Below are 18,175 nucleotides of genomic sequence, written 5' to 3' on the forward strand. Positions count from 1 at the left end.
CTCCTAATAATTGATGGTATCCAACCAGCGCCCTAACGACACACGGTCATTGCCACCATAATCCTGATAAGTTTCTATCTGTGTAAATCCTCGTACCTGCAACAGTCGACGCACGGCGTCCCCCTGCTGCCAGCCGTGTTCCAACAGCAGCCACCCACCGGCATCTAAATAATGCGGGGCGGATTCAATAATGGCGCGTAAATCCGCCAACCCGTTGTCGGCAGCAATCAGTGCGCTGGCAGGTTCAAAGCGAACATCCCCCTGCGCCAGATGCACATCATCAACATCGATATACGGAGGATTACTGACGATAAGCGCAAAGCGCATGTGTTCGAGCGGTGAATACCAGCTTCCAGGCAAAAAACGGGCGTTGTCGAGCTTCAATTGCTGGGCATTTTTTGTCGCTAACGCAACCGCGTCCGGTTGAAGGTCAACACCAATCACCCGGCAATCACGTCGCTCGCTGGCCAACGCCAGCGCGATCGCGCCGGTTCCAGTGCCCAAATCCAGCACGGAACACGGCGTTTGAGGCAGGCGCAACAACGCTTGCTCGACCAAGCATTCGGTATCGGGACGGGGAATCAGCGTGGCGGGCGAGACGGCCAGCGGCAGTGACCAGAACTCGCGCACGCCGATCAAATAAGCGATAGGTTCTCCCTGTTCACGGCGCGCCAACAGTTCAGTTAACGGCTGCTGTTCAGCCGCGCTCAACTCGGTTTCACCAAACGCTAGCAAGAACGTGCGAGACTTGCCGGTCACAAAGCCCAACAGAATTTCCGCATCTCGCTTCGGGCTTTCACCCGCTGCGAGTTGCTCCGTCGCAGAGATTAACCAATCCTGATACGTCATTATTCCTGCTCGGACAACGCAGCAAGCTGATCGGCCTGATATTCCTGTACTACTGGCTGAATCAGCGCGTCCAGTTTCCCTTCCATGACTTCATCCAGTCGGTAAAGCGTCAGGTTAATACGGTGATCGGTCACCCTTCCCTGTGGGAAATTGTAGGTGCGGATACGGTCGGAACGATCGCCACTGCCAAGCAGGTTACGGCGTGTTGACGCTTCTTCCTGCTGACGTTTATGGATTTCTGCCGCACGAATACGCGCGCCCAACACTGACAACGCTTTAGCTTTGTTCTTGTGCTGTGAACGTTCGTCCTGACATTCCACAACAATACCGGTTGGCAAGTGGGTAATACGAATGGCGGAGTCGGTGGTGTTAACGTGCTGACCGCCCGCGCCAGAAGAGCGGAAGGTATCGATGCGTAAATCCGAAGGGTTGATGTCCGGCAGTTCCGCTTCCGGCACTGCCGCCATGACAGCGACCGTACAGGCCGATGTATGAATTCGCCCCTGAGATTCAGTAGCAGGAACGCGCTGTACGCGATGACCGCCGGATTCAAACTTGAGCTGGCCGTACACACCGTCACCGGAGATTTTGGCAATCACTTCTTTATAACCGCCATGTTCACCATCGCTGGCACTCATAACTTCCACGCGCCAGCGGCGTGATTCAGCATAACGGCTGTACATGCGGAACAGGTCGCCAGCAAAAATCGCGGCTTCGTCCCCACCCGTTCCGGCACGCACTTCCAGAAAACAGCCGCGTTCATCGTCGGGGTCTTTCGGCAACAACAGCACCTGAAGCTCCTGCTCCAGTGCTTCAATCGCCGCTTTACCCTCTTTCAGTTCTTCCTGCGCCATATCGCGCATTTCTGGATCGTCCAGCATCATTTCTGCGGTCTGCTGATCCTCTTGCGCCTGCTGCCATTGCTGGAAACAGCGGGTAATATCAGTGAGCTGTGCATATTCTCGCGACAACGCGCGAAAGCGATCCATGTCAGCGATGACGCTGGGCTCACCGAGTAACGCCTGGACTTCTTCGTGGCGTTCTTGTAACGCTTCCAGTTTAGCAACAATAGAAGGCTTCATGCGGGCGGTTAAATCCTGTAATAGAGATGAATGCTAGTCCAGCCCAAGGCTGTCACGTAAAATTTGTAACCGGTTTTGGTCGCCGTCACGAGCGGCTTGCTGAAGGGATTTGGTCGGCGCGTGAATCAGACGATTAGTTAAACGGTGTGTCAATTCCTGAATCACCGCCTCAACGTCATTGCCTTGCTGAATGGCAGCCAGCGCTTTGGCCGTCATTTCCGCACGCAGCTCATCGGCCTGAGCGCGATAATCGCGAATCGTTTCCACCGCGGACTGCGCACGCAGCCACGCCATGAAATCGGAGCTTTCCTGCTGCACGATAGATTCAGCCTGCACCGCCGCCGCTTTGCGCTGCGCAAGATTATGCTGAATAATCGCATGCAGATCGTCCACACTGTAGAGATAAACGTTCGGCAATTTGCCCACTTCTGGCTCAATATCACGTGGAACCGCAATATCTACCATCAGCATAGGCTGATTCCGTCTCGCCTTCAGCGTCCGTTCCATCATCCCTTTTCCGATAATCGGCAGCGTGCTTGCCGTTGAACTGATCACGATATCAGCATGAACGAGCTGTTCGTCCAACTCAGCCAAGGTGATGACTTCTGCGCCCACTTCTGTTGCCAATGCCTGTGCGCGTTCACGGGTTCGGTTCGCGATCACCATTTTCTGAACGTTGTGATCTCGAAGATAGCGAGCGACCAGTTCAATGGTTTCTCCAGCACCGACCAGCAGCACAGTGACATCGGCCAGTGATTCAAAAATCTGTCGCGCCAGCGTACAAGCAGCAAACGCCACCGACACCGCGCTGGCACCGATATCCGTTTCTGTACGAACACGCTTGGCGACGGTAAAGGATTTCTGGAACAACCGCTCCAGTTCGCTGGACAAGGAATGGCCACGCTGTGATTCGGCAAACGCCTTCTTCACCTGCCCTAAAATTTGCGGTTCGCCTAACACCAGAGAATCCAGACCACTGGCAACGCGCATGAGATGGCTAACAGCAGCGTTGCCCTGATGCCAATATAGGCTGCTGTTGACTTCTTCCGGGCGCAATTGATGATATTCGCACAGCCAGCGAATCAACTGCTCACGCTGATTTTCCTGTTCGTCAACGCTAAGGTAGAGTTCCGTGCGATTGCAGGTAGACAGCACAACACCGCCCTGCACCAGCGGTTGCTGTAACAGACTATCGAGGGCCACCCCGAGTTTATCTTGTGAGAACACAACGCGTTCACGCAAAGAAACGGGGGCGGTTTTGTGATTAATACCAAGCGCAAGCAGGGTCATTAGGCTGTTTCTAAGTAATACCGATCTTAGTATGGATTTCGTTTGAGTCGCATTCTACTTGATGCAGGAGTGCAAGAAAAGCGACAGCACGCGATACACCTCGTCTGAGGTATACGCTTTTTGATAAAAAACAATAAACGCCATTAACGAATAACAACCATTGACGCTGAGCGGTAAGCCCGTTAGCGTGACGTATTTCACGGACTTCTTCATTACAGGATACGACCGACATGCCAACCAAAACCGTCCGATGCCTGCGTTTACTGCCTTTAGCCAGCCTATTGCTAGCCGCCTGTAGCGTTAATCAACCAACACAAACGGGTAAAAGCCCAACCTCGCCAGAGTGGCAAAAACATCAACAAAAAGTACAGCAACTCACCCAATATCAAACGCGCGGCGCTTTTGCCTATATCTCCGATAGCAAAAGAGTATCAGCCAATTTTTTCTGGCAGGACACGCCTCCGCAGCGTTATAGACTGTTGCTGACCAACCCGCTCGGCAGCACCGAATTAGAACTGCGCGCCCAGCCCGACGGCGTGCAAATCACCGACAATCAAGGCAAACGTTACGTAGGTAAAGATGCCGAGTACATGATTCAGCAACTGACCGGCATGGCGATCCCGCTGAATAATCTGCGTCAATGGATCCTCGGCATACCGGGTGATGCGACCGAATTCACATTGGATGAACGCTATCTGCTAAAAACCATCACCTATCGTCAGGGCAATCAAAACTGGGATGTCAGCTATCAGAGCTACAACACCGAGTTGACGCCCCCGCTTCCAACCAGTCTGGAATTGGTTCAGGGCGAACAGCGAATTAAGCTGAAGATGAATAACTGGATGGTTAAATAGCGATGCAACCGACGGTTATCGAAACATGGCCTGCTCCCGCCAAACTGAATCTGTTTCTTTATATTACAGGTCAGAGGCAGGACGGGTATCACCTGCTGCAAACGCTATTTCAGTTTCTGGATTACGGCGACACGCTGACAATTCGACCGCGTAATGATGACCAGATTAACCTGCTTACCCCCATAGACGGTGTAGAGAACGAGCAAAACTTGATCATCCGCGCCGCACGCTTATTACAGCAGCACTGCGAACGCCGTAATATTCGCCCTGCACAGTTTGGTGCAAACATTCATATCGAAAAGTGCCTACCAATGGGCGGTGGATTGGGCGGCGGTTCATCCAATGCGGCCACCGTGTTGGTCGCCCTTAATCATTTGTGGCAAAGTGGTCTAAACGTTGATACGTTGGCCGAATTGGGACTGCAACTGGGTGCGGATGTTCCTGTGTTTATCCGTGGGTATGCTGCCTTCGCAGAAGGCATTGGCGAACAGCTAACACCGGCGAATCCGCCAGAAAAATGGTATCTGGTGGCACACCCTAGCATTAGCATTGCCACACCGTTGATTTTCGGCGATCCTGAACTGACGCGTAATTCGCCAGTTCGTGATTTAGAAACTTTATTAAACCAGACCTTCGTCAATGATTGTGAAGCTATCGCAAGAAAACGTTTTCGTGAGGTTGAACAGCTACTTTCATGGCTGCTAGAATATGCCCCGGCGCGCCTGACTGGAACGGGGGCTTGTGTGTTTGCAGAGTTTGACACCGAGTTCGCAGCCCGTCAGGTGCTTGACCAGGCCCCGGAATGGTTAAACGGTTTCGTAGCACGAGGCGTTAACGTCTCTCCGCTACAACGTAGACTTTCTGGGCAACGTTAGGTTTTGCTACACACCGGCTGCCGTGCGGCCAGTCTGTAGCAAACTTAATTCATACACCCGTATGCATATTGTTCCTGTTGCTCTTCGCTGCTTGGCAGGTACAATATTTCTCTGGACGCAAGCCTGAGGTTCTTCTCGTGCCTGATATGAAGCTTTTTGCTGGTAACGCCATCCCGGAACTAGCACAACGTATTGCCAACCGTTTGTACACTAGCCTTGGCGACGCCGCTGTTGGTCGTTTTAGTGATGGCGAAGTCAGCGTGCAAATCAATGAAAATGTACGCGGTGGTGATATTTTCATCATCCAGTCCACCTGTGCACCCACCAATGACAACCTGATGGAACTGGTTGTGATGGTAGATGCTCTGCGTCGCGCTTCTGCGGGACGTATTACCGCTGTTATCCCCTACTTCGGCTATGCCCGTCAGGATCGTCGCGTGCGTTCCGCACGTGTGCCAATTACCGCGAAAGTCGTTGCTGACTTCCTGTCCAGCGTGGGTGTTGACCGTGTTCTGACCGTTGATCTGCATGCTGAGCAGATTCAGGGTTTCTTCGACGTGCCGGTAGATAACGTATTCGGTAGCCCGATCCTGCTGGAAGATATGTTGCAACAGAATCTGGAAAACCCAATCGTGGTTTCTCCTGATATCGGTGGCGTTGTGCGTGCTCGCGCAATCGCTAAACTGTTGAACGATACCGACATGGCGATCATCGACAAGCGCCGTCCACGTGCCAACGTTTCTCAGGTGATGCACATCATCGGTGACGTCGCTGGCCGTGACTGTGTGCTAGTTGACGATATGATCGACACGGGCGGTACGCTGTGCAAAGCGGCGGAAGCGCTGAAAGAACGTGGTGCTAAACGTGTATTCGCTTATGCTACACACCCGATCTTCTCAGGCAATGCTTACGAGAACATCAAGAACTCTGTAATTGATGAAGTGATTGTCTGCGATACCATCCCGCTAGCGGAAAACATTCGTTCACTGCCGAATGTTCGTACGTTGACGCTGTCAGGTATGTTGGCCGAAGCGATTCGTCGTATCAGCAACGAAGAATCTATTTCTGCGATGTTTGAACATTAATCGCTTCTGACCGGGTAACCGATCACAAACGATAATGATGGAGCCACCTGTAACAAGGTGGCTTTCTTATTTCTACCGTTGTTGTCGCTATAAAAAACAAAAAGCCACCATAGCGAGGCTACAGCGGCTTTACTGTTTAATGTTCATTCGACTTCATTAACGCTTATGGGTGACGCTGGCGGCGGCAACGCTTATCAAAGTGTTTAACCCACCAATAACGGTCTGCGACTTCTTCACGCCCGCTAATACGCGCCCCCACCAACCAAAATATTGCGCCAGAAAAGATACCAACCAAGTCAATGTAAGTCATATATTCAGGGACATTCAGCTTAGGAAACTGACTAGCGATGGAGAAGCCAATACCACCAATCATCAGAATCATACCAAGCCCCATCAACACATTACCCAATGCTGCCACATTCTTGCGTTTCATCTGCCACCTCCAGATTAATTCTGTGGATGAATCGGAGTGCCATTACAGGTTGCTTCCTTATATTGATATAATTATAGACAATAACGCAGTCGGATGATTGCGGGAGGGATCACAGATAAAGGGAATGATTAATATTTTTTTACGTTTAAACAAATAAATAGACAAAAATATGAATAATCACATCACTAAACAAATAACAATGTATTCACATTCCAATACCGCGATTTGGCTATCCACCATGCGGTGTGTAAACTAGCGTTCTCATAATCACGCTACCCTGCGTAAGTCTAAGCACGTAATCTGGAATATACCGTGAGCAGCATTAAATTAATTGTCGGCCTGGCTAATCCTGGCGCGGAATATGCCGCCACTCGTCATAATGCGGGTGCCTGGTTTGTCGATCGTCTGGCTGAGTCTTATCGCCAGTCGCTAAAAGAAGAAAGCAAATTTTTCGGTTACACCTCCCGTCTGAACCTGGCTGGGCAAGATGTACGTCTGCTGGTTCCCACCACGTTCATGAACCTAAGCGGAAAAGCCGTCGCGGCAATGGCCACCTTCTACCGCATCCAGCCCGATGAAATTCTGGTTGCACACGATGAACTGGATTTATTACCGGGGATTGCCAAACTTAAACTGGGTGGCGGACACGGCGGTCATAACGGGCTTAAAGACATCATCAGTAAATTGGGTAATAACCCTAACTTCCATCGTTTGCGCATTGGTATCGGTCATCCGGGTGATAAAAGTAAAGTGACCGGTTTTGTGTTGGGTAAGCCACCGATGAGCGAGCAGACTCTGATCGACGAGGCCATTGACGAAGCCGTGCGCTGCACAGAAATTCTTATGAAAGAAGACATGATAAAAGCGATGAATCGCTTACATGCTTTCAAAGCGGCATAATCTGGTCAGAATGCGGATGGTAGATCGAGATAAATCACCATTCCGTGTATAATCGGCCGAAATGTTTCCATTCTGACAGGCAAGATAAAGTAATTGCCTGATTAATAAGTTATTTAAGGTGATATAAACATGGGATTCAAATGCGGTATCGTTGGGCTGCCTAACGTCGGTAAATCCACTCTGTTCAATGCGCTGACCAAAGCCGGCATCGAAGCAGCCAACTTCCCGTTTTGTACCATCGAGCCGAACACCGGCGTAGTGCCGATGCCCGATCCACGTCTGGACAAGCTGGCTGAAATCGTTAAGCCGCAGCGCATCCTCCCTACCACCATGGAATTTGTTGATATCGCTGGTCTGGTAAAAGGCGCGTCCAAAGGTGAAGGTTTGGGTAATCAGTTTCTGACCAACATCCGTGAAACGGAAGCCATTGGCCACGTTGTACGCTGCTTCGAGAACGACAACATCATCCACGTCAATAATAAAGTTGATCCGGCTGATGACATCGAAGTCATCAATACTGAATTAGCACTGTCTGATCTCGATACCTGCGAACGTGCCATTCATCGAGTGCAGAAGAGAGCTAAAGGCGGCGATAAAGATGCTAAAGCTGAGCTGGCTGCACTGGAGAAATGCTTACCGCAGTTGGAAAACGCTGGCATGCTGCGCTCGCTGGATTTAAGCGATGATGATAAAGCAGCCATCCGCTACCTGAGCTTCCTGACGCTGAAGCCAACGATGTATATCGCCAACGTCAACGAAGACGGTTTCGAGAATAACCCTTACCTCGATAAAGTGCGTGAAATCGCTGTTGCTGAAGGTTCTGTCGTCGTAGCCGTCTGTGCCGCCGTTGAATCAGACATTGCAGAAATGGATGATGCCGATCGTGAAGAATTCATGACCGAGTTAGGTTTGGAAGAACCGGGTCTGAACCGCGTTATCCGCGCAGGCTATGAACTGCTGAACCTGCAAACCTACTTTACCGCTGGCGTGAAAGAAGTTCGCGCATGGACAATCCCTGTCGGCGCCACCGCCCCACAGGCCGCAGGTAAAATTCACACCGACTTTGAAAAAGGCTTCATCCGCGCACAAACTATCGCCTATGAAGACTTCATCACTTACAAAGGTGAACAAGGCGCGAAAGAAGCCGGAAAAATGCGTTCGGAAGGCAAAGATTACATCGTAAAAGATGGCGACGTGATGAACTTCCTGTTTAACGTCTAAATGATTTCTGTTGTCTCATGGTATCTCAAAGCATCGCATGAAGACTAAAAACCCCATAAAATCCACGCAGTTGCGTGGATTTTCCTTTTCATAGTGTCTCAACTCATCTCGTGACAGCGCAGTCAAAAATGCGTACAAGGATGAGTACAATCAATTTCCATCTTCATGTTCGCGTTGGGTGAGTACTCAGCGGTAAAACTTGCCGAGGCGCGGGAGAAATGCAATCAAGCGCGTAAGCAAGTTGCAGAGGGAGTCAACCCGGCACAGGCTAGGCAACTAGATAAAATCCGCAAGGTCAACTACGCCTCCAACACCTTTGAGCTTATCGCCAAAGAGTGGTTACAGATGAAAGACTGGGCCGAAATCACCAAAACGCGGCGACTGGATATGCTTGAACGTGTGGTTTTTCCCGCAATCGGTAAGCTCCCAGTCAGAGAGATCACTCCACACCATATACTTAAAATTCTTCAGGAAACCGCTAAACGAGGAGCGCCAACAGTTGCCGCTGAAGCCCGTCGCACCATTTCATCAGTTTTTGAGTTGGCAGTCGCGACGCTTAGAGCTGATAGCGATCCCGTATGGCCTGTGCGTAAGGCCCTTCCGGCCAATAAGACACAGCACAAACAGGCACTAAATCCTCAGCAAATCGGAAAGTTATTAAGCTGTTTTGACAATAGTCGTGGCTCGTACCAGGTTAACTATTGCATGTGGCTTATGTGGTGGACATTGGCGCGTCCTGCAGAAGCCACCGAAGCAGAATGGACAGAATTCGATCTTGATAACGCCCTGTGGACCATTCCGGCTACGCGAATGAAAGCCCGAAGAGAACACGTTATTCCCCTACCCTTCCAAGCTGTCAAAATGCTCAGAACACTACAGGGATTAATCGGGCATCGGCAGCACCTTTTCCCGGGCAGAGATAATCCGCTGGGTCCAATGACATCGCACTCTCTGCGTCAGCTACTTAAAAGCCTCGGCTGGAGTGGCACTTATAGCCCACATGCAACCCGAACCACAGGAAGTACCCGTTTAAACGAGATGGGCTATCGACCTGATGCTATCGAGGCTCAGCTTGCGCACGCTGATACCAACAATATTCGTCGCACGTATAACCACGCGACTTATCTTGATGAACGCAAAGTGATGATGCAGGATTGGGCTGATAAGCTTGATGGATGGGTAAGCAGCACTCGCAGCAGTGCTGATGTTTCGTAAACGATGATGCATTGGTGCGTTAACACTGATTACTAACGATTATTTCCCACCATAATATAAAAACTACATTTTAACCTATACTTTAGTAACTATCTGATTTTACAAATATTGTTTGCTCTACTTATCCAGCGTTATAATCCCTCTGTTTTTCCATTCCTCTAATAACACAGGGCATATCCATGAGCCGATACCATGTATCCAGTAGTCAAGGTCAGTATGAGAAAGACTCTGGCGAGCAGAACGGGGCGGCACTGGTCAATACGCTGGCACCGGAATTAATGGGTACTGCGGCAGTGAGAGAGCTGGCGATACGGCGGGCGACACATTACATCGGTGAAGCACTGCGGGGCTATCTGGCGACAAGTAATGAAATCAATTATTCGGCTGAAAATAACGACATTTTAACGGCCATCGGATTCAGGCCTGATACGGCTTCACGGGTAGATAATCAGCAGAAATATACCCCGGTACAGAACCGTGTTTACGCGCACCGGCAGGCAGAACTGAGTCAGCAAAAACCCACTTAAAATCAGCCATAAAATACCGCGATTTAATTCAATTAAACCATGCATTACGGTGCATGGTTTTGCATGTAAAACCCCGTATTTTTCACACCTCAACACCCCAGAGCCGGCGCGGCTCGGGGGTGCTCATGCACCTGCATAAAACCCCACCCATGAAGCGGGCAGGCGTGGCGGAGATAGCATTGCGCGCTAAGAGTAAACATTTCTCACGCACAGCGTTGATATTATATGATGTTTGAAAGTTCATCATTCTGTATGACGAGCCCTTCTCTAAAGGCTGTTTCAAGCAAGGGGCTAATTTTTTGTGTTTTTTCAGTTACGAAAGCTACTTGATATTTAGCTCTTGTAATCGCAACATATAATTTATTGAAAGAAGAGTAATTGATGAAATGGAGTGATTCTCCATTATAAGTTGATTGCTCAGGGAATTTGTCTGAGTCAGCGCCTACAATTATCACTGCGGAAAACTCTAACCCTCCGATGTATTCCATACCTCCGATTACATATAAGTTTTTTTCCGAAGCTTTAAATACAGCAAGATTATCCCCGCGCCTTTCTATAGAAATATGGTTTATATCATGTTTATTTGCATGATTTTTAAGATCTTTCAATGTGCTATCGGTGCACGGAACTATTAAAATGTCACTTCGTTTAATGCCAGAATTTTGCGATATATAATCAGCCAAAGCAAATGTGGATCTATAAACTTCTGATGATCTTTGTTTGCTTATAATATAAGGAATGTCGCATTTTTCCTCAATAAGGGACGTGTGGCCTGTCATTGACTCAGCTAAAGGATTTTCTAACTCTTGGAATAAGGTAGCACCTGAAGCTAACACACAGCTTGCTAAGTTTATAATATGCTCCGATGAGCGGAAAACAGCATTTAAACCATGCTCATGTGCTAGAGTTGCATCAAGCTCTTTTGCAACATCTTCTTTAGTTATAGTCGTGTCCCCAGAAGCTTGGCTTCGATCCATTGTGAATACAATATGGTTTGAATTTGGTTTAAGAAGGTTGTGGAATAAACTCAACTCATTAATATTAAAAAGATGAGTTTCATCGATATACATGATATCAAAACCGCCATTTATTCTTCTGCGCTTCCAAATTGGAGTCGAGGTTTCTTTAAGAGCGGATAGGGTTATATCATCACTATCAAACAAACCTAAAGTGATAAGTTTATCTTGATATTTATTATAAATTGAGAAGATAGTTTTAAAGTCATCCTCATTTTCTAATGGTATGACATTTTTACTACGAGGAAGAGCGGCGTAAGTTTTAAGATCATCACCAGCACGCCCTTTAATGTATGTAGAGATCTCCTCTTGAAGCAAAATAGAAATCCCCCATGGATCATTGTTTCCGAAAAAATCTTTAAGTGCGGGGGAAATAAAGTTGACAGATCCTGCGTAATCATTTATCAAAAAATCTTCAAGAGCTTCGTTTATATATAAGAGCTGTAACTGCTTAGATTCAAAAGCATCGCTATCAAGATACTCTGTTGCTTCTATTCTGTTACCTAAATTTTTGATACACCATTCCTGTAAAGTTGTCACTTCAACAGACTGCTGATGTTCTGAGTCAATAAATTCAGAGCCACCATTAGATGCTATAAGGTTTTCTATATTAGTCTTAGTTGCTATGCTGTGGGTTATAAAAATAGCTCGTAGCAGATTGTCTGTTTTTTTTGAATTTTGAAGCTGAACTACACATCTCAATATTAAACTTAAAGTTTTTCCTGTTCCTGCTGCCCCTTTAAGAATATCCGGCCCATAGCTTTCGCTATAAACAAATCTTTTTTGACTTTCAGTAAGATTTTTTTCCCAATAATCTAACCCCATATGTGGGTTTGATTGAGTATTGGTATTATCAGTTTCATTTATGTTCAGATATGTAGTGACATTCTCCTCTTCTATGTCGGGTATTTTAAACAGAGAAAGCGTATCAATATCATGTATCCCTTCTTTAGCTTTGCGGAAATTAGCTAATTTTGGCACCGCATCGGTAGTGTCATACCCGTCATGAAATATTAAAAAACTACTTTCGTTCCTTTTTTCTTGTCGCTCCTTATCAGGAGATTTATCAAGTATGACTTTATAGGATTTTCCAGTAGTAAATGAAAGAGGTAATAAAGCAATTAAAGAAGAACCACTAATTATTTTCTCACATGGACTATGCCCAATCTTATCCCACAATTTTATCGCCAGCCTGCAAGATTTCTGAATTATCGTGATAATTTCATTACTGTTTTTTTTAAAACCATCAAAGGTCGTTGTGTCGAATATTAACATATTCTTTTTATTTGGGTTTTTGCTTAATATATATATACCAGTATTGATAGAGACAGCTTTAACTTCGAGGCTGAAATCAAGTATTTTTCTGTCTTTCAATAAATCAGCAAGTATCTGACCTTTATCATAATCTGCTGACTGAAGCATTCTTTCAGAAACGATTTTTCGTGCTGCATTACTTTCAATGGCTATGAAACTCATATTTATACGCTCATGATATTGGTTAATAATGCCGAGCGGTGATTAGCTACACCTACTCTAACAAAGTTATTTGTGAAACGTTGCATTAATAATTCTATAAACGGTGATTTCAATTGACCTACAATACTACAAAATTTATTGGAGATATTTAAATTTAGACCAGGATGTAATTCGCCATTATCAAGCTCTATTCCATTAGGGATTTTTTTTGCTGTAAGAAGATTAAATTCATAAATTTCTCTTAAGTTCACTAATACTGAATTATAGCCAAGAACGTCATCAATGAAAAAATAGTCGGGGTTTTTATTTTCAATAATGTCACAAATTATTTTTCTTGCTTCATCATGAAAATAACTTAATAACTGTGAATAAGAAGAGTTTTGCTCTAGGCAATTTATTTTTTCTTTTACACTATTTAGGCGGGTTATCTGTTTCTGGTTAAGCAATTTTTTTCAACGATAATATCATAAATCCTATCAAAGCCATAGGTTTCAATATTAGCTGATGAAAAACTTGCTGTAGTTAGCAACACTGAATATTGCTGTTCTAAATTTTTAAAAACTTGTTTTTTTATAAGAGGTAACAGCCCTTTCTCTTTCCAAATTTCAAATTTCAAATTTCAAATTTCAAATTTCAAATTTCAAATTTCAAATTTCAAATGGAATTGCCGGTATGAAATTATAAAAATCAACCTTATCTTTATTAACTATGTCACATCTTGCGGTTATAACTAAACCTAACGTTTCATTGTTGGGGTACGAAGCGCAATAGGCACAATTGAAAATTGTGCCTTGTGTTAGATTTTTATCATCCGTAACATCGACCATGTCACGCAGCATTTGATCTCCTTATATAGAGTTCTTAGTCACAAAATTTCCCCACCAGTCCATCATCACTGTTCTGATATCGGGATAGATGGAGCGGTTGTAAGCTCTTCTTACTTCATTTTTATCGGCATGTGCTAAAGAAACTTCAATAGCATCGCTATTGAATTCAGCCTCATTTAATGCAGTACTGGCAACGATCCTTAGACCATGCGCAACTAACTTACCACCGTAGCCAATTCTTTTTAAAGCGGCATTAGCCGTCTGGCTATTCATGTTGGTCTGGGCTGGGCGGATAAAAAGCACGATGTCTGCGTTCACTTTAAAAACAGTGAGCGCATATTCCAAGTGATTAAACATACGCCGGAAGCGCTTGATATCTGGCTTACCAAGTTACACCCGAAGGTGAAAGGCAAGATCGCTATTGCCGTTAAGCTGGCAGGTGCCAATAAGGGAGTAAAGCACCGCGGCCCGCTCACCGCCGCTGTCTGAACTGGCAAACAGCCAGTTTTTACGGCCCTGGGCAACGCCCCGCAGGGCGTTCTCCGAGATGTTGTTATCTATTTCGGCCCAGCCGTTGCCGCAGTACAGGTTGAGTGCATCCCACTGCTTCAGCAGGTACGAGAACGCCTTCGCTGTATCCGAGCGTCATCTGCACCTGTATCCAGTCGTACAGTGACTGCATCAGCTGGATAGTTTTCTCTTTCCGGATCGCCAGTCGTTCATCTGCCGGGCTGCCACGTATTTCCGCCTCGATGGCGTACCGCTCACCGATGCGCTTCAGCGCTTCGGTGGTAATGTCGGTCGGGGTACGAACGTGAACGTCGTGGATTTTTCTCCGGGCGTGCGCCATGCAGGCCGCCTCCGTGATGTGGCCGTCTTCGTACAGCGCGTTTGCAGGCAAAAGAGGTGAACAGGCTAACCAGTTTGTTATCCATAATCGCAACAGTGCTGGCACCATCAGTCATCAGCAGCAGATACGGCTTTTTAAGCTGATCTATCCAGATTATATTCAGAGAGCCCGTAACAACTATGACCAGTGGACTGGGAAATATGCTGAGCGTACTCAATGGGATAGTTTAAAATCGGCGATTAGCGATCTTCTGGTCGACTTTGTCTACCAGGGATTCACCAAAGGTGAAGTACCGATGAAAGCTGGCATGACAAATGATGTGGATACACTCATTTATTATATCGAACACAGTACTACTATGATGAGTTATGAAAAAGGACGTAACCGGGTTGGTTACTTGAAGAAAAACCGTTAAAGGGCGTGTTATGAAGAAAATTTTAATCGCTGCCGCAATGCTTGCTGGCATGAGTGTCAGCACTTCGCTTTGGGCCGCTGATTGTGCAAATCCTAGTGCAAGTGCAGAAGTTGACAGTTGTGCCAAACAGGGCAAAGAGGCCACTGAACAGGCATTAAATAAAGCTTGGAGCGAAGCCAAGGGTCGTATCACAACGACTTACAAAGCGGATGATAAGCTGCAAAAAGAGTATCAGCAGAACCTGGTGGATTCGCAGCGTGGCTGGCTAAAATACCGTGATAGTCAGTGCAAAATGCAGGCTTTCCTCGCTGAAGAGGGGACCACAGCTCATGACACACTGACCAATAACTGTATTAGCGATATCGATAAGCAGCGTATTGAGCAGTTAAAACTGATCCCTTATCAGTAATAACAGGCCGGAATGAATGACGGCAGCAAGTGATTTTGCTGCCGTCAGCTGCCCCTGAATCAATAAATTTTGGCACAGGATTTTTTATGAAGTTGGCTGATGGATTGGTAGTAACGATATTGGCACTAGGTGGAATTACTTCGGCTTTTGCTGACGATATTTGCTCCAAACAGCCTTCAGATGGTGCACTTTATCAGTGTATGGTGCAGCAGAAAAAATTGGCGGAAGATGATCTAAATAAAGAGTACGCGGCTGCCAAAAAACGGATTGTGCAGATGTATGGATCGCAGAAGCAGTTAGGCGATCAGTATGTTGCCATTGTCGTTGATACGCAGCGCGGCTGGCTGCCTGTCGATACGATAAGGGGCGATCTGGGTAACGGTTTACTGGTCCCCCTCAAACTTGCCGTCGGCGACAGTCGTATCATTCATCTGAACCTCTATCGGGGGACCACCGATGCGGCAGCGACAAACGCGGCAATGTCTTTGGAGAGTTTGCTGCGCGCTCTCGACTGAACTACGTCCAGATCTCTGATTTATCCTGGCCCCAATGTCGATACCATATCGCTCCCGTTCATACCGGATAATGAGCAGGTATTGCGGATTCAGGACTCAAACGTCGTCAGTTGGGATCTTTCCGCCGCGACCTGTCCCCCAAACTTCGGGCATTCATTAACTGCCTGAGTGAGAAAACATTTAGTTGATGGCGAATACCCTATCCATTCGCCACGCGGCAAAAATGTTGATAAATGCGTTTAACTCTCGTTCAACTCATTACCACCACTGACTAAAAATCTGCTGCGGATTATCGACCTGTACACGTTCACCAATACGGGGCGTCATTAATCGCCAGCCCTGATTTTCGCTGGCTTGAGAAATGCGCTCCAATGGATCGTTCCAGCGGTGGTGCGCCAGCTTAAATTTGCTGTTGTGGCTCGGTAACACCGCTTTGGCGTGCAAGTCACTCGCCGCCTGTGCGCTCTCTTCCGGCGTCATGTGAACGTAGGGCCAGTCACTGTCGTATTGGCCGCATTCCAGTATCGCGATATCGAATCCACCCAAACGCTCGGCGATCTCTTTGTAGTGCGCACCATAGCCGCTGTCACCACCGAGATACAGGCGATGCTGCGCCGTTATCAGCGCAAATGAGCCCCACAGCGTTTGGTTATGCTTGAGGAGTCGACCGGAAAAATGCTGCGTCGGCAGCACGTGAATTTCCACCCCGTTCTCTTTCAAGCTGCTGAACCAGTCACCTTCCGTAATATCTTTCCGAGGGAAGCCCCATTTTACAAAATAGGAACCCACACCGGTCGGCGTGACAATACGACGGATTTTTCCACGTAGCGCGTTCAACGTAGGGTAATCCAGATGATCCCAGTGATCGTGAGTGATCAACAGATAGTCGATTTCTGGAATGTCTTCCGGTGAATACACATTGCTGCCTTTGAAGGCGATATTAGTACGCGGCACCGGCGAGGCGTTGTCACTAAATACCGGATCCAGCAGGAAGGTTTTCCCATCCAATTGAATAAAGTAGCTGGAATGCCCCATCCAGATGATGACGTTATCCGTTTTACTTAACTGATGCAGATCGGTCTTTTCCGACAGCAGGTGGGTATCGGGTAACGCGCCAGCGTCTTTCTCGAAAAGAAAGCGGTACAGCAACCCGAACCGGTTCTGGCTATCTACCGTCGGGCGGGCTACCGGGTTATGAAACGCGCCATCGCGAAAGAGTGGGTTTTCCGGTTGAGGTTTTACCTCTGGTGAAACGTATTGCGGCTGTTTTAACCAGCCGTAAACGGCGACTGCAATCACAGCCAAAACGAGTAACAAAAGCATAGAGTTTATCCAGTGTCGTTTCGTGATGAATATTGTTTTGTAGCGAGTACGAGTTCGTAATAATGATTTCAGGCATCGTATCTCCAGCTTCGGCAGTTATGCACGAACGCTGAGAACCTGGCAAGGGAGAACCGGGGGGTTTTTGGTGCAAAAAAAGCGAAGGCGCTCACCTTCGCTCTGGTTTCTGATGAAAAACTATATGCCCTTTCACCGATAATACTAGTCTTGCTGTGTCACCCACATACTATTTTTTAAGCGTCAGCAGCGTTTTTCCCATCGCGATAACAAATTCGTTCTGTTGTTCGATGGTTTTATTAAGCCCTGCTTCATCCTGAATATTATCGACCGTATTGATCGCCTGAACTTCCAGTACGCGCCCTTTAATCAGCGTCGAGCACAGCGAATGCAGAACCTTGTTATTCAAAATCGTTTGTAAGCAGCGAAAAGGCGTCGCGTCGTCAACCTTTCCCGCACGCTGGTCAGGCTTGATGCGCTGGCGTAGCATCTCTTTTTCCGTACTGGCGATCACTGCATCCAGATCGCTAGGCTTGGAAGCAATCGGGACGTTACCCTCTCTATCTGGCGGCAACATGAACAGTGAAACCAACGCCTTATTGCCTGTCGTCGGATCAACATACTCGGTTTGCACCATGTGGTTTGCCGCATCGACCACTTTTTCTCGCTGAACCATGCTCAACAACCGAGCAGGCAATGCATCGGTGAGATCCTGCGTGGTATAGCCGACGAACAAATCTGGATCCTTTGTCTCGGCAAACCCATGCAGCGGCAGCACCAATAACAGACCCGCAATCCCTTTCTTTATCACACTGATTTTCATTATATTCCTCTACTCTTCATTGTGTGCATCATCCCGTCATACTCAGCACGTTTATGTCGATAGACTTCGACTTTTTTATCGCCTTTACCACCGCATTTAAACACTACAACGCATTCTACAACTACAGGAAAGAATAGCATTTTTTATACAAAAACTTGTTGTCGGAGGATTCCTT

General features: G+C 47.2%; 15 protein-coding genes and 7 pseudogenes. 12 read left to right on the forward strand and 10 right to left on the reverse strand.

The features are described 5' to 3' along the window. Positions 1-3: 3 nt before the first annotated feature. From prmC to DCX48_02880, 3 genes are read right to left on the reverse strand one after another with little or no spacing between them, the layout of a single operon-like run. A complete protein-coding gene (gene prmC / locus DCX48_02870; GenBank protein ID QXE13543.1) occupies positions 4-849 on the reverse strand; it encodes a peptide chain release factor N(5)-glutamine methyltransferase in 846 nt (281 codons plus the stop codon). Continuing rightward, on the reverse strand, positions 849-1,931 hold the full coding sequence (prfA, locus tag DCX48_02875; GenBank protein QXE13544.1) for a peptide chain release factor 1: 1,083 nt from the start codon (positions 1,929-1,931) through the stop codon (positions 849-851). The genes prmC and prfA overlap by 1 nt, the downstream gene beginning before the upstream one ends. A 33-nt stretch (positions 1,932-1,964) precedes the next feature. Further along, complete coding sequence (locus DCX48_02880) at positions 1,965-3,221, reverse strand: glutamyl-tRNA reductase (GenBank protein QXE13545.1); 1,257 nt, start codon at positions 3,219-3,221, stop codon at positions 1,965-1,967. Positions 3,222-3,451: 230 nt separating this feature from the next. Between DCX48_02880 and lolB the strand changes: the two genes are divergently transcribed. The 3 genes from lolB to DCX48_02895 all read left to right on the forward strand — a co-directional run bounded on the left by lolB (position 3,452) and on the right by DCX48_02895 (position 6,035). Further along, the gene (gene lolB, locus DCX48_02885; GenBank protein ID QXE13546.1) at positions 3,452-4,075 is read left to right on the forward strand and encodes a lipoprotein localization protein LolB; all 624 of its coding nucleotides are present in this window, start codon (positions 3,452-3,454) and stop codon (positions 4,073-4,075) included. A gap of 2 nt (positions 4,076-4,077) precedes the next feature. Further along, a complete protein-coding gene (locus tag DCX48_02890) occupies positions 4,078-4,950 on the forward strand; it encodes a 4-(cytidine 5'-diphospho)-2-C-methyl-D-erythritol kinase (GenBank protein QXE13547.1) in 873 nt (290 codons plus the stop codon). A 137-nt stretch (positions 4,951-5,087) separates the two neighbouring features. Beyond that, the gene (locus tag DCX48_02895) at positions 5,088-6,035 is read left to right on the forward strand and encodes a ribose-phosphate pyrophosphokinase (GenBank protein QXE13548.1); all 948 of its coding nucleotides are present in this window, start codon (positions 5,088-5,090) and stop codon (positions 6,033-6,035) included. Between the two features lie 163 nt (positions 6,036-6,198). Here DCX48_02895 and ychH read toward each other — a convergent pair whose 3' ends face one another. Then, on the reverse strand, positions 6,199-6,468 hold the full coding sequence (gene ychH, locus DCX48_02900) for a stress response protein YchH (protein QXE13549.1): 270 nt from the start codon (positions 6,466-6,468) through the stop codon (positions 6,199-6,201). Between the two features lie 312 nt (positions 6,469-6,780). Here ychH and DCX48_02905 point away from each other — a divergent pair, with 312 nt between their 5' ends. From DCX48_02905 to DCX48_02925, 5 genes and pseudogenes are all read left to right on the forward strand, one after another. Continuing rightward, positions 6,781-7,368, forward strand: a complete 588-nt coding sequence (locus tag DCX48_02905; protein ID QXE13550.1) for an aminoacyl-tRNA hydrolase — start codon at positions 6,781-6,783, stop codon at positions 7,366-7,368. 129 nt (positions 7,369-7,497) lie between these two features. After that, the gene (ychF, locus tag DCX48_02910; GenBank protein ID QXE13551.1) at positions 7,498-8,589 is read left to right on the forward strand and encodes a redox-regulated ATPase YchF; all 1,092 of its coding nucleotides are present in this window, start codon (positions 7,498-7,500) and stop codon (positions 8,587-8,589) included. Between the two features lie 165 nt (positions 8,590-8,754). Continuing rightward, a pseudogene (locus tag DCX48_02915) lies at positions 8,755-9,804 on the forward strand (DUF4102 domain-containing protein). A gap of 179 nt (positions 9,805-9,983) precedes the next feature. Further along, entirely contained in the window at positions 9,984-10,331 is a 348-nt protein-coding gene (locus DCX48_02920) for a hypothetical protein (protein ID QXE13552.1), read from the forward strand. Positions 10,332-10,384: 53 nt separating this feature from the next. Continuing rightward, positions 10,385-10,567, forward strand: coding sequence for a hypothetical protein (locus tag DCX48_02925; protein QXE13553.1), 183 nt, complete (start codon positions 10,385-10,387; stop codon positions 10,565-10,567). Here DCX48_02925 and DCX48_02930 read toward each other — a convergent pair. The 3 genes and pseudogenes from DCX48_02930 to DCX48_02940 form a co-directional block, all read right to left on the reverse strand. Continuing rightward, positions 10,553-12,823: a DNA helicase UvrD gene (locus DCX48_02930; protein QXE13554.1), complete on the reverse strand. Its 2,271-nt coding sequence runs from the start codon at positions 12,821-12,823 to the stop codon at positions 10,553-10,555. The two genes, DCX48_02925 and DCX48_02930, sit on opposite strands and share 15 nt — an antisense overlap. 2 nt (positions 12,824-12,825) lie before the next feature. Further along, positions 12,826-13,662 (reverse strand): annotated as a pseudogene (locus tag DCX48_02935) (hypothetical protein). Between the two features lie 9 nt (positions 13,663-13,671). Next, a pseudogene (locus DCX48_02940) lies at positions 13,672-13,923 on the reverse strand (integrase). Between DCX48_02940 and DCX48_02945 the strand changes: the two are divergent. Continuing rightward, a pseudogene (locus DCX48_02945) lies at positions 13,903-14,085 on the forward strand (IS110 family transposase). The pseudogenes DCX48_02940 and DCX48_02945 sit on opposite strands and share 21 nt — an antisense overlap. On the opposite strand, the pseudogene DCX48_02950 reads toward DCX48_02945, so the two are convergent. Continuing rightward, positions 14,077-14,539, reverse strand: a pseudogene (locus DCX48_02950) (IS66 family transposase). The pseudogenes DCX48_02945 and DCX48_02950 overlap by 9 nt on opposite strands. Positions 14,540-14,543: 4 nt before the next feature. On the opposite strand from DCX48_02950, the pseudogene DCX48_02955 reads away from it, so the two are divergent. The 3 genes and pseudogenes from DCX48_02955 (at position 14,544) to DCX48_02965 (ending at position 15,671) form a co-directional block, all read left to right on the forward strand. Continuing rightward, positions 14,544-14,915 (forward strand): annotated as a pseudogene (locus tag DCX48_02955) (hypothetical protein). Positions 14,916-14,925: 10 nt separating this feature from the next. After that, entirely contained in the window at positions 14,926-15,324 is a 399-nt protein-coding gene (locus DCX48_02960; GenBank protein QXE13555.1) for a DUF1311 domain-containing protein, read from the forward strand. 86 nt (positions 15,325-15,410) lie between these two features. Beyond that, positions 15,411-15,671: pseudogene (locus DCX48_02965) on the forward strand (DUF1311 domain-containing protein). A 426-nt stretch (positions 15,672-16,097) separates the two neighbouring features. Here the strand turns inward: DCX48_02965 and DCX48_02970 are convergent. Together DCX48_02970 and DCX48_02975 are read right to left on the reverse strand one after the other, a co-directional pair. After that, complete coding sequence (locus DCX48_02970) at positions 16,098-17,162, reverse strand: MBL fold metallo-hydrolase (GenBank protein ID QXE13556.1); 1,065 nt, start codon at positions 17,160-17,162, stop codon at positions 16,098-16,100. 244 nt (positions 17,163-17,406) lie between these two features. Beyond that, positions 17,407-18,000: a hypothetical protein gene (locus DCX48_02975; GenBank protein QXE13557.1), complete on the reverse strand. Its 594-nt coding sequence runs from the start codon at positions 17,998-18,000 to the stop codon at positions 17,407-17,409. Positions 18,001-18,175 lie beyond the last annotated feature (175 nt).

It is taken from the genome of Pectobacterium atrosepticum (genome assembly GCA_019056595.1).
GTDB lineage: Bacteria > Pseudomonadota > Gammaproteobacteria > Enterobacterales > Enterobacteriaceae > Pectobacterium > Pectobacterium atrosepticum.

Excerpts from the sequence above, each read along its gene's own strand:
- prmC (QXE13543.1), bottom strand. The coding sequence starts at position 849 with ATGACGTATCAGGATTGGTTAATCTCTGCGACGGAGCAACTCGCAGCG.
- ychH (QXE13549.1), bottom strand. The coding sequence starts at position 6,468 with ATGAAACGCAAGAATGTGGCAGCATTGGGTAATGTGTTGATGGGGCTT.
- DCX48_02880 (QXE13545.1), bottom strand. The coding sequence starts at position 3,221 with ATGACCCTGCTTGCGCTTGGTATTAATCACAAAACCGCCCCCGTTTCT.
- DCX48_02920 (QXE13552.1), top strand. The coding sequence starts at position 9,984 with ATGAGCCGATACCATGTATCCAGTAGTCAAGGTCAGTATGAGAAAGAC.
- ychF (QXE13551.1), top strand. The coding sequence starts at position 7,498 with ATGGGATTCAAATGCGGTATCGTTGGGCTGCCTAACGTCGGTAAATCC.
- DCX48_02890 (QXE13547.1), top strand. The coding sequence starts at position 4,078 with ATGCAACCGACGGTTATCGAAACATGGCCTGCTCCCGCCAAACTGAAT.
- prfA (QXE13544.1), bottom strand. The coding sequence starts at position 1,931 with ATGAAGCCTTCTATTGTTGCTAAACTGGAAGCGTTACAAGAACGCCAC.
- DCX48_02970 (QXE13556.1), bottom strand. The coding sequence starts at position 17,162 with ATGCTTTTGTTACTCGTTTTGGCTGTGATTGCAGTCGCCGTTTACGGC.
- DCX48_02930 (QXE13554.1), bottom strand. The coding sequence starts at position 12,823 with ATGAGTTTCATAGCCATTGAAAGTAATGCAGCACGAAAAATCGTTTCT.
- DCX48_02975 (QXE13557.1), bottom strand. The coding sequence starts at position 18,000 with ATGAAAATCAGTGTGATAAAGAAAGGGATTGCGGGTCTGTTATTGGTG.
- DCX48_02960 (QXE13555.1), top strand. The coding sequence starts at position 14,926 with ATGAAGAAAATTTTAATCGCTGCCGCAATGCTTGCTGGCATGAGTGTC.
- DCX48_02925 (QXE13553.1), top strand. The coding sequence starts at position 10,385 with ATGGTTTTGCATGTAAAACCCCGTATTTTTCACACCTCAACACCCCAG.
- lolB (QXE13546.1), top strand. The coding sequence starts at position 3,452 with ATGCCAACCAAAACCGTCCGATGCCTGCGTTTACTGCCTTTAGCCAGC.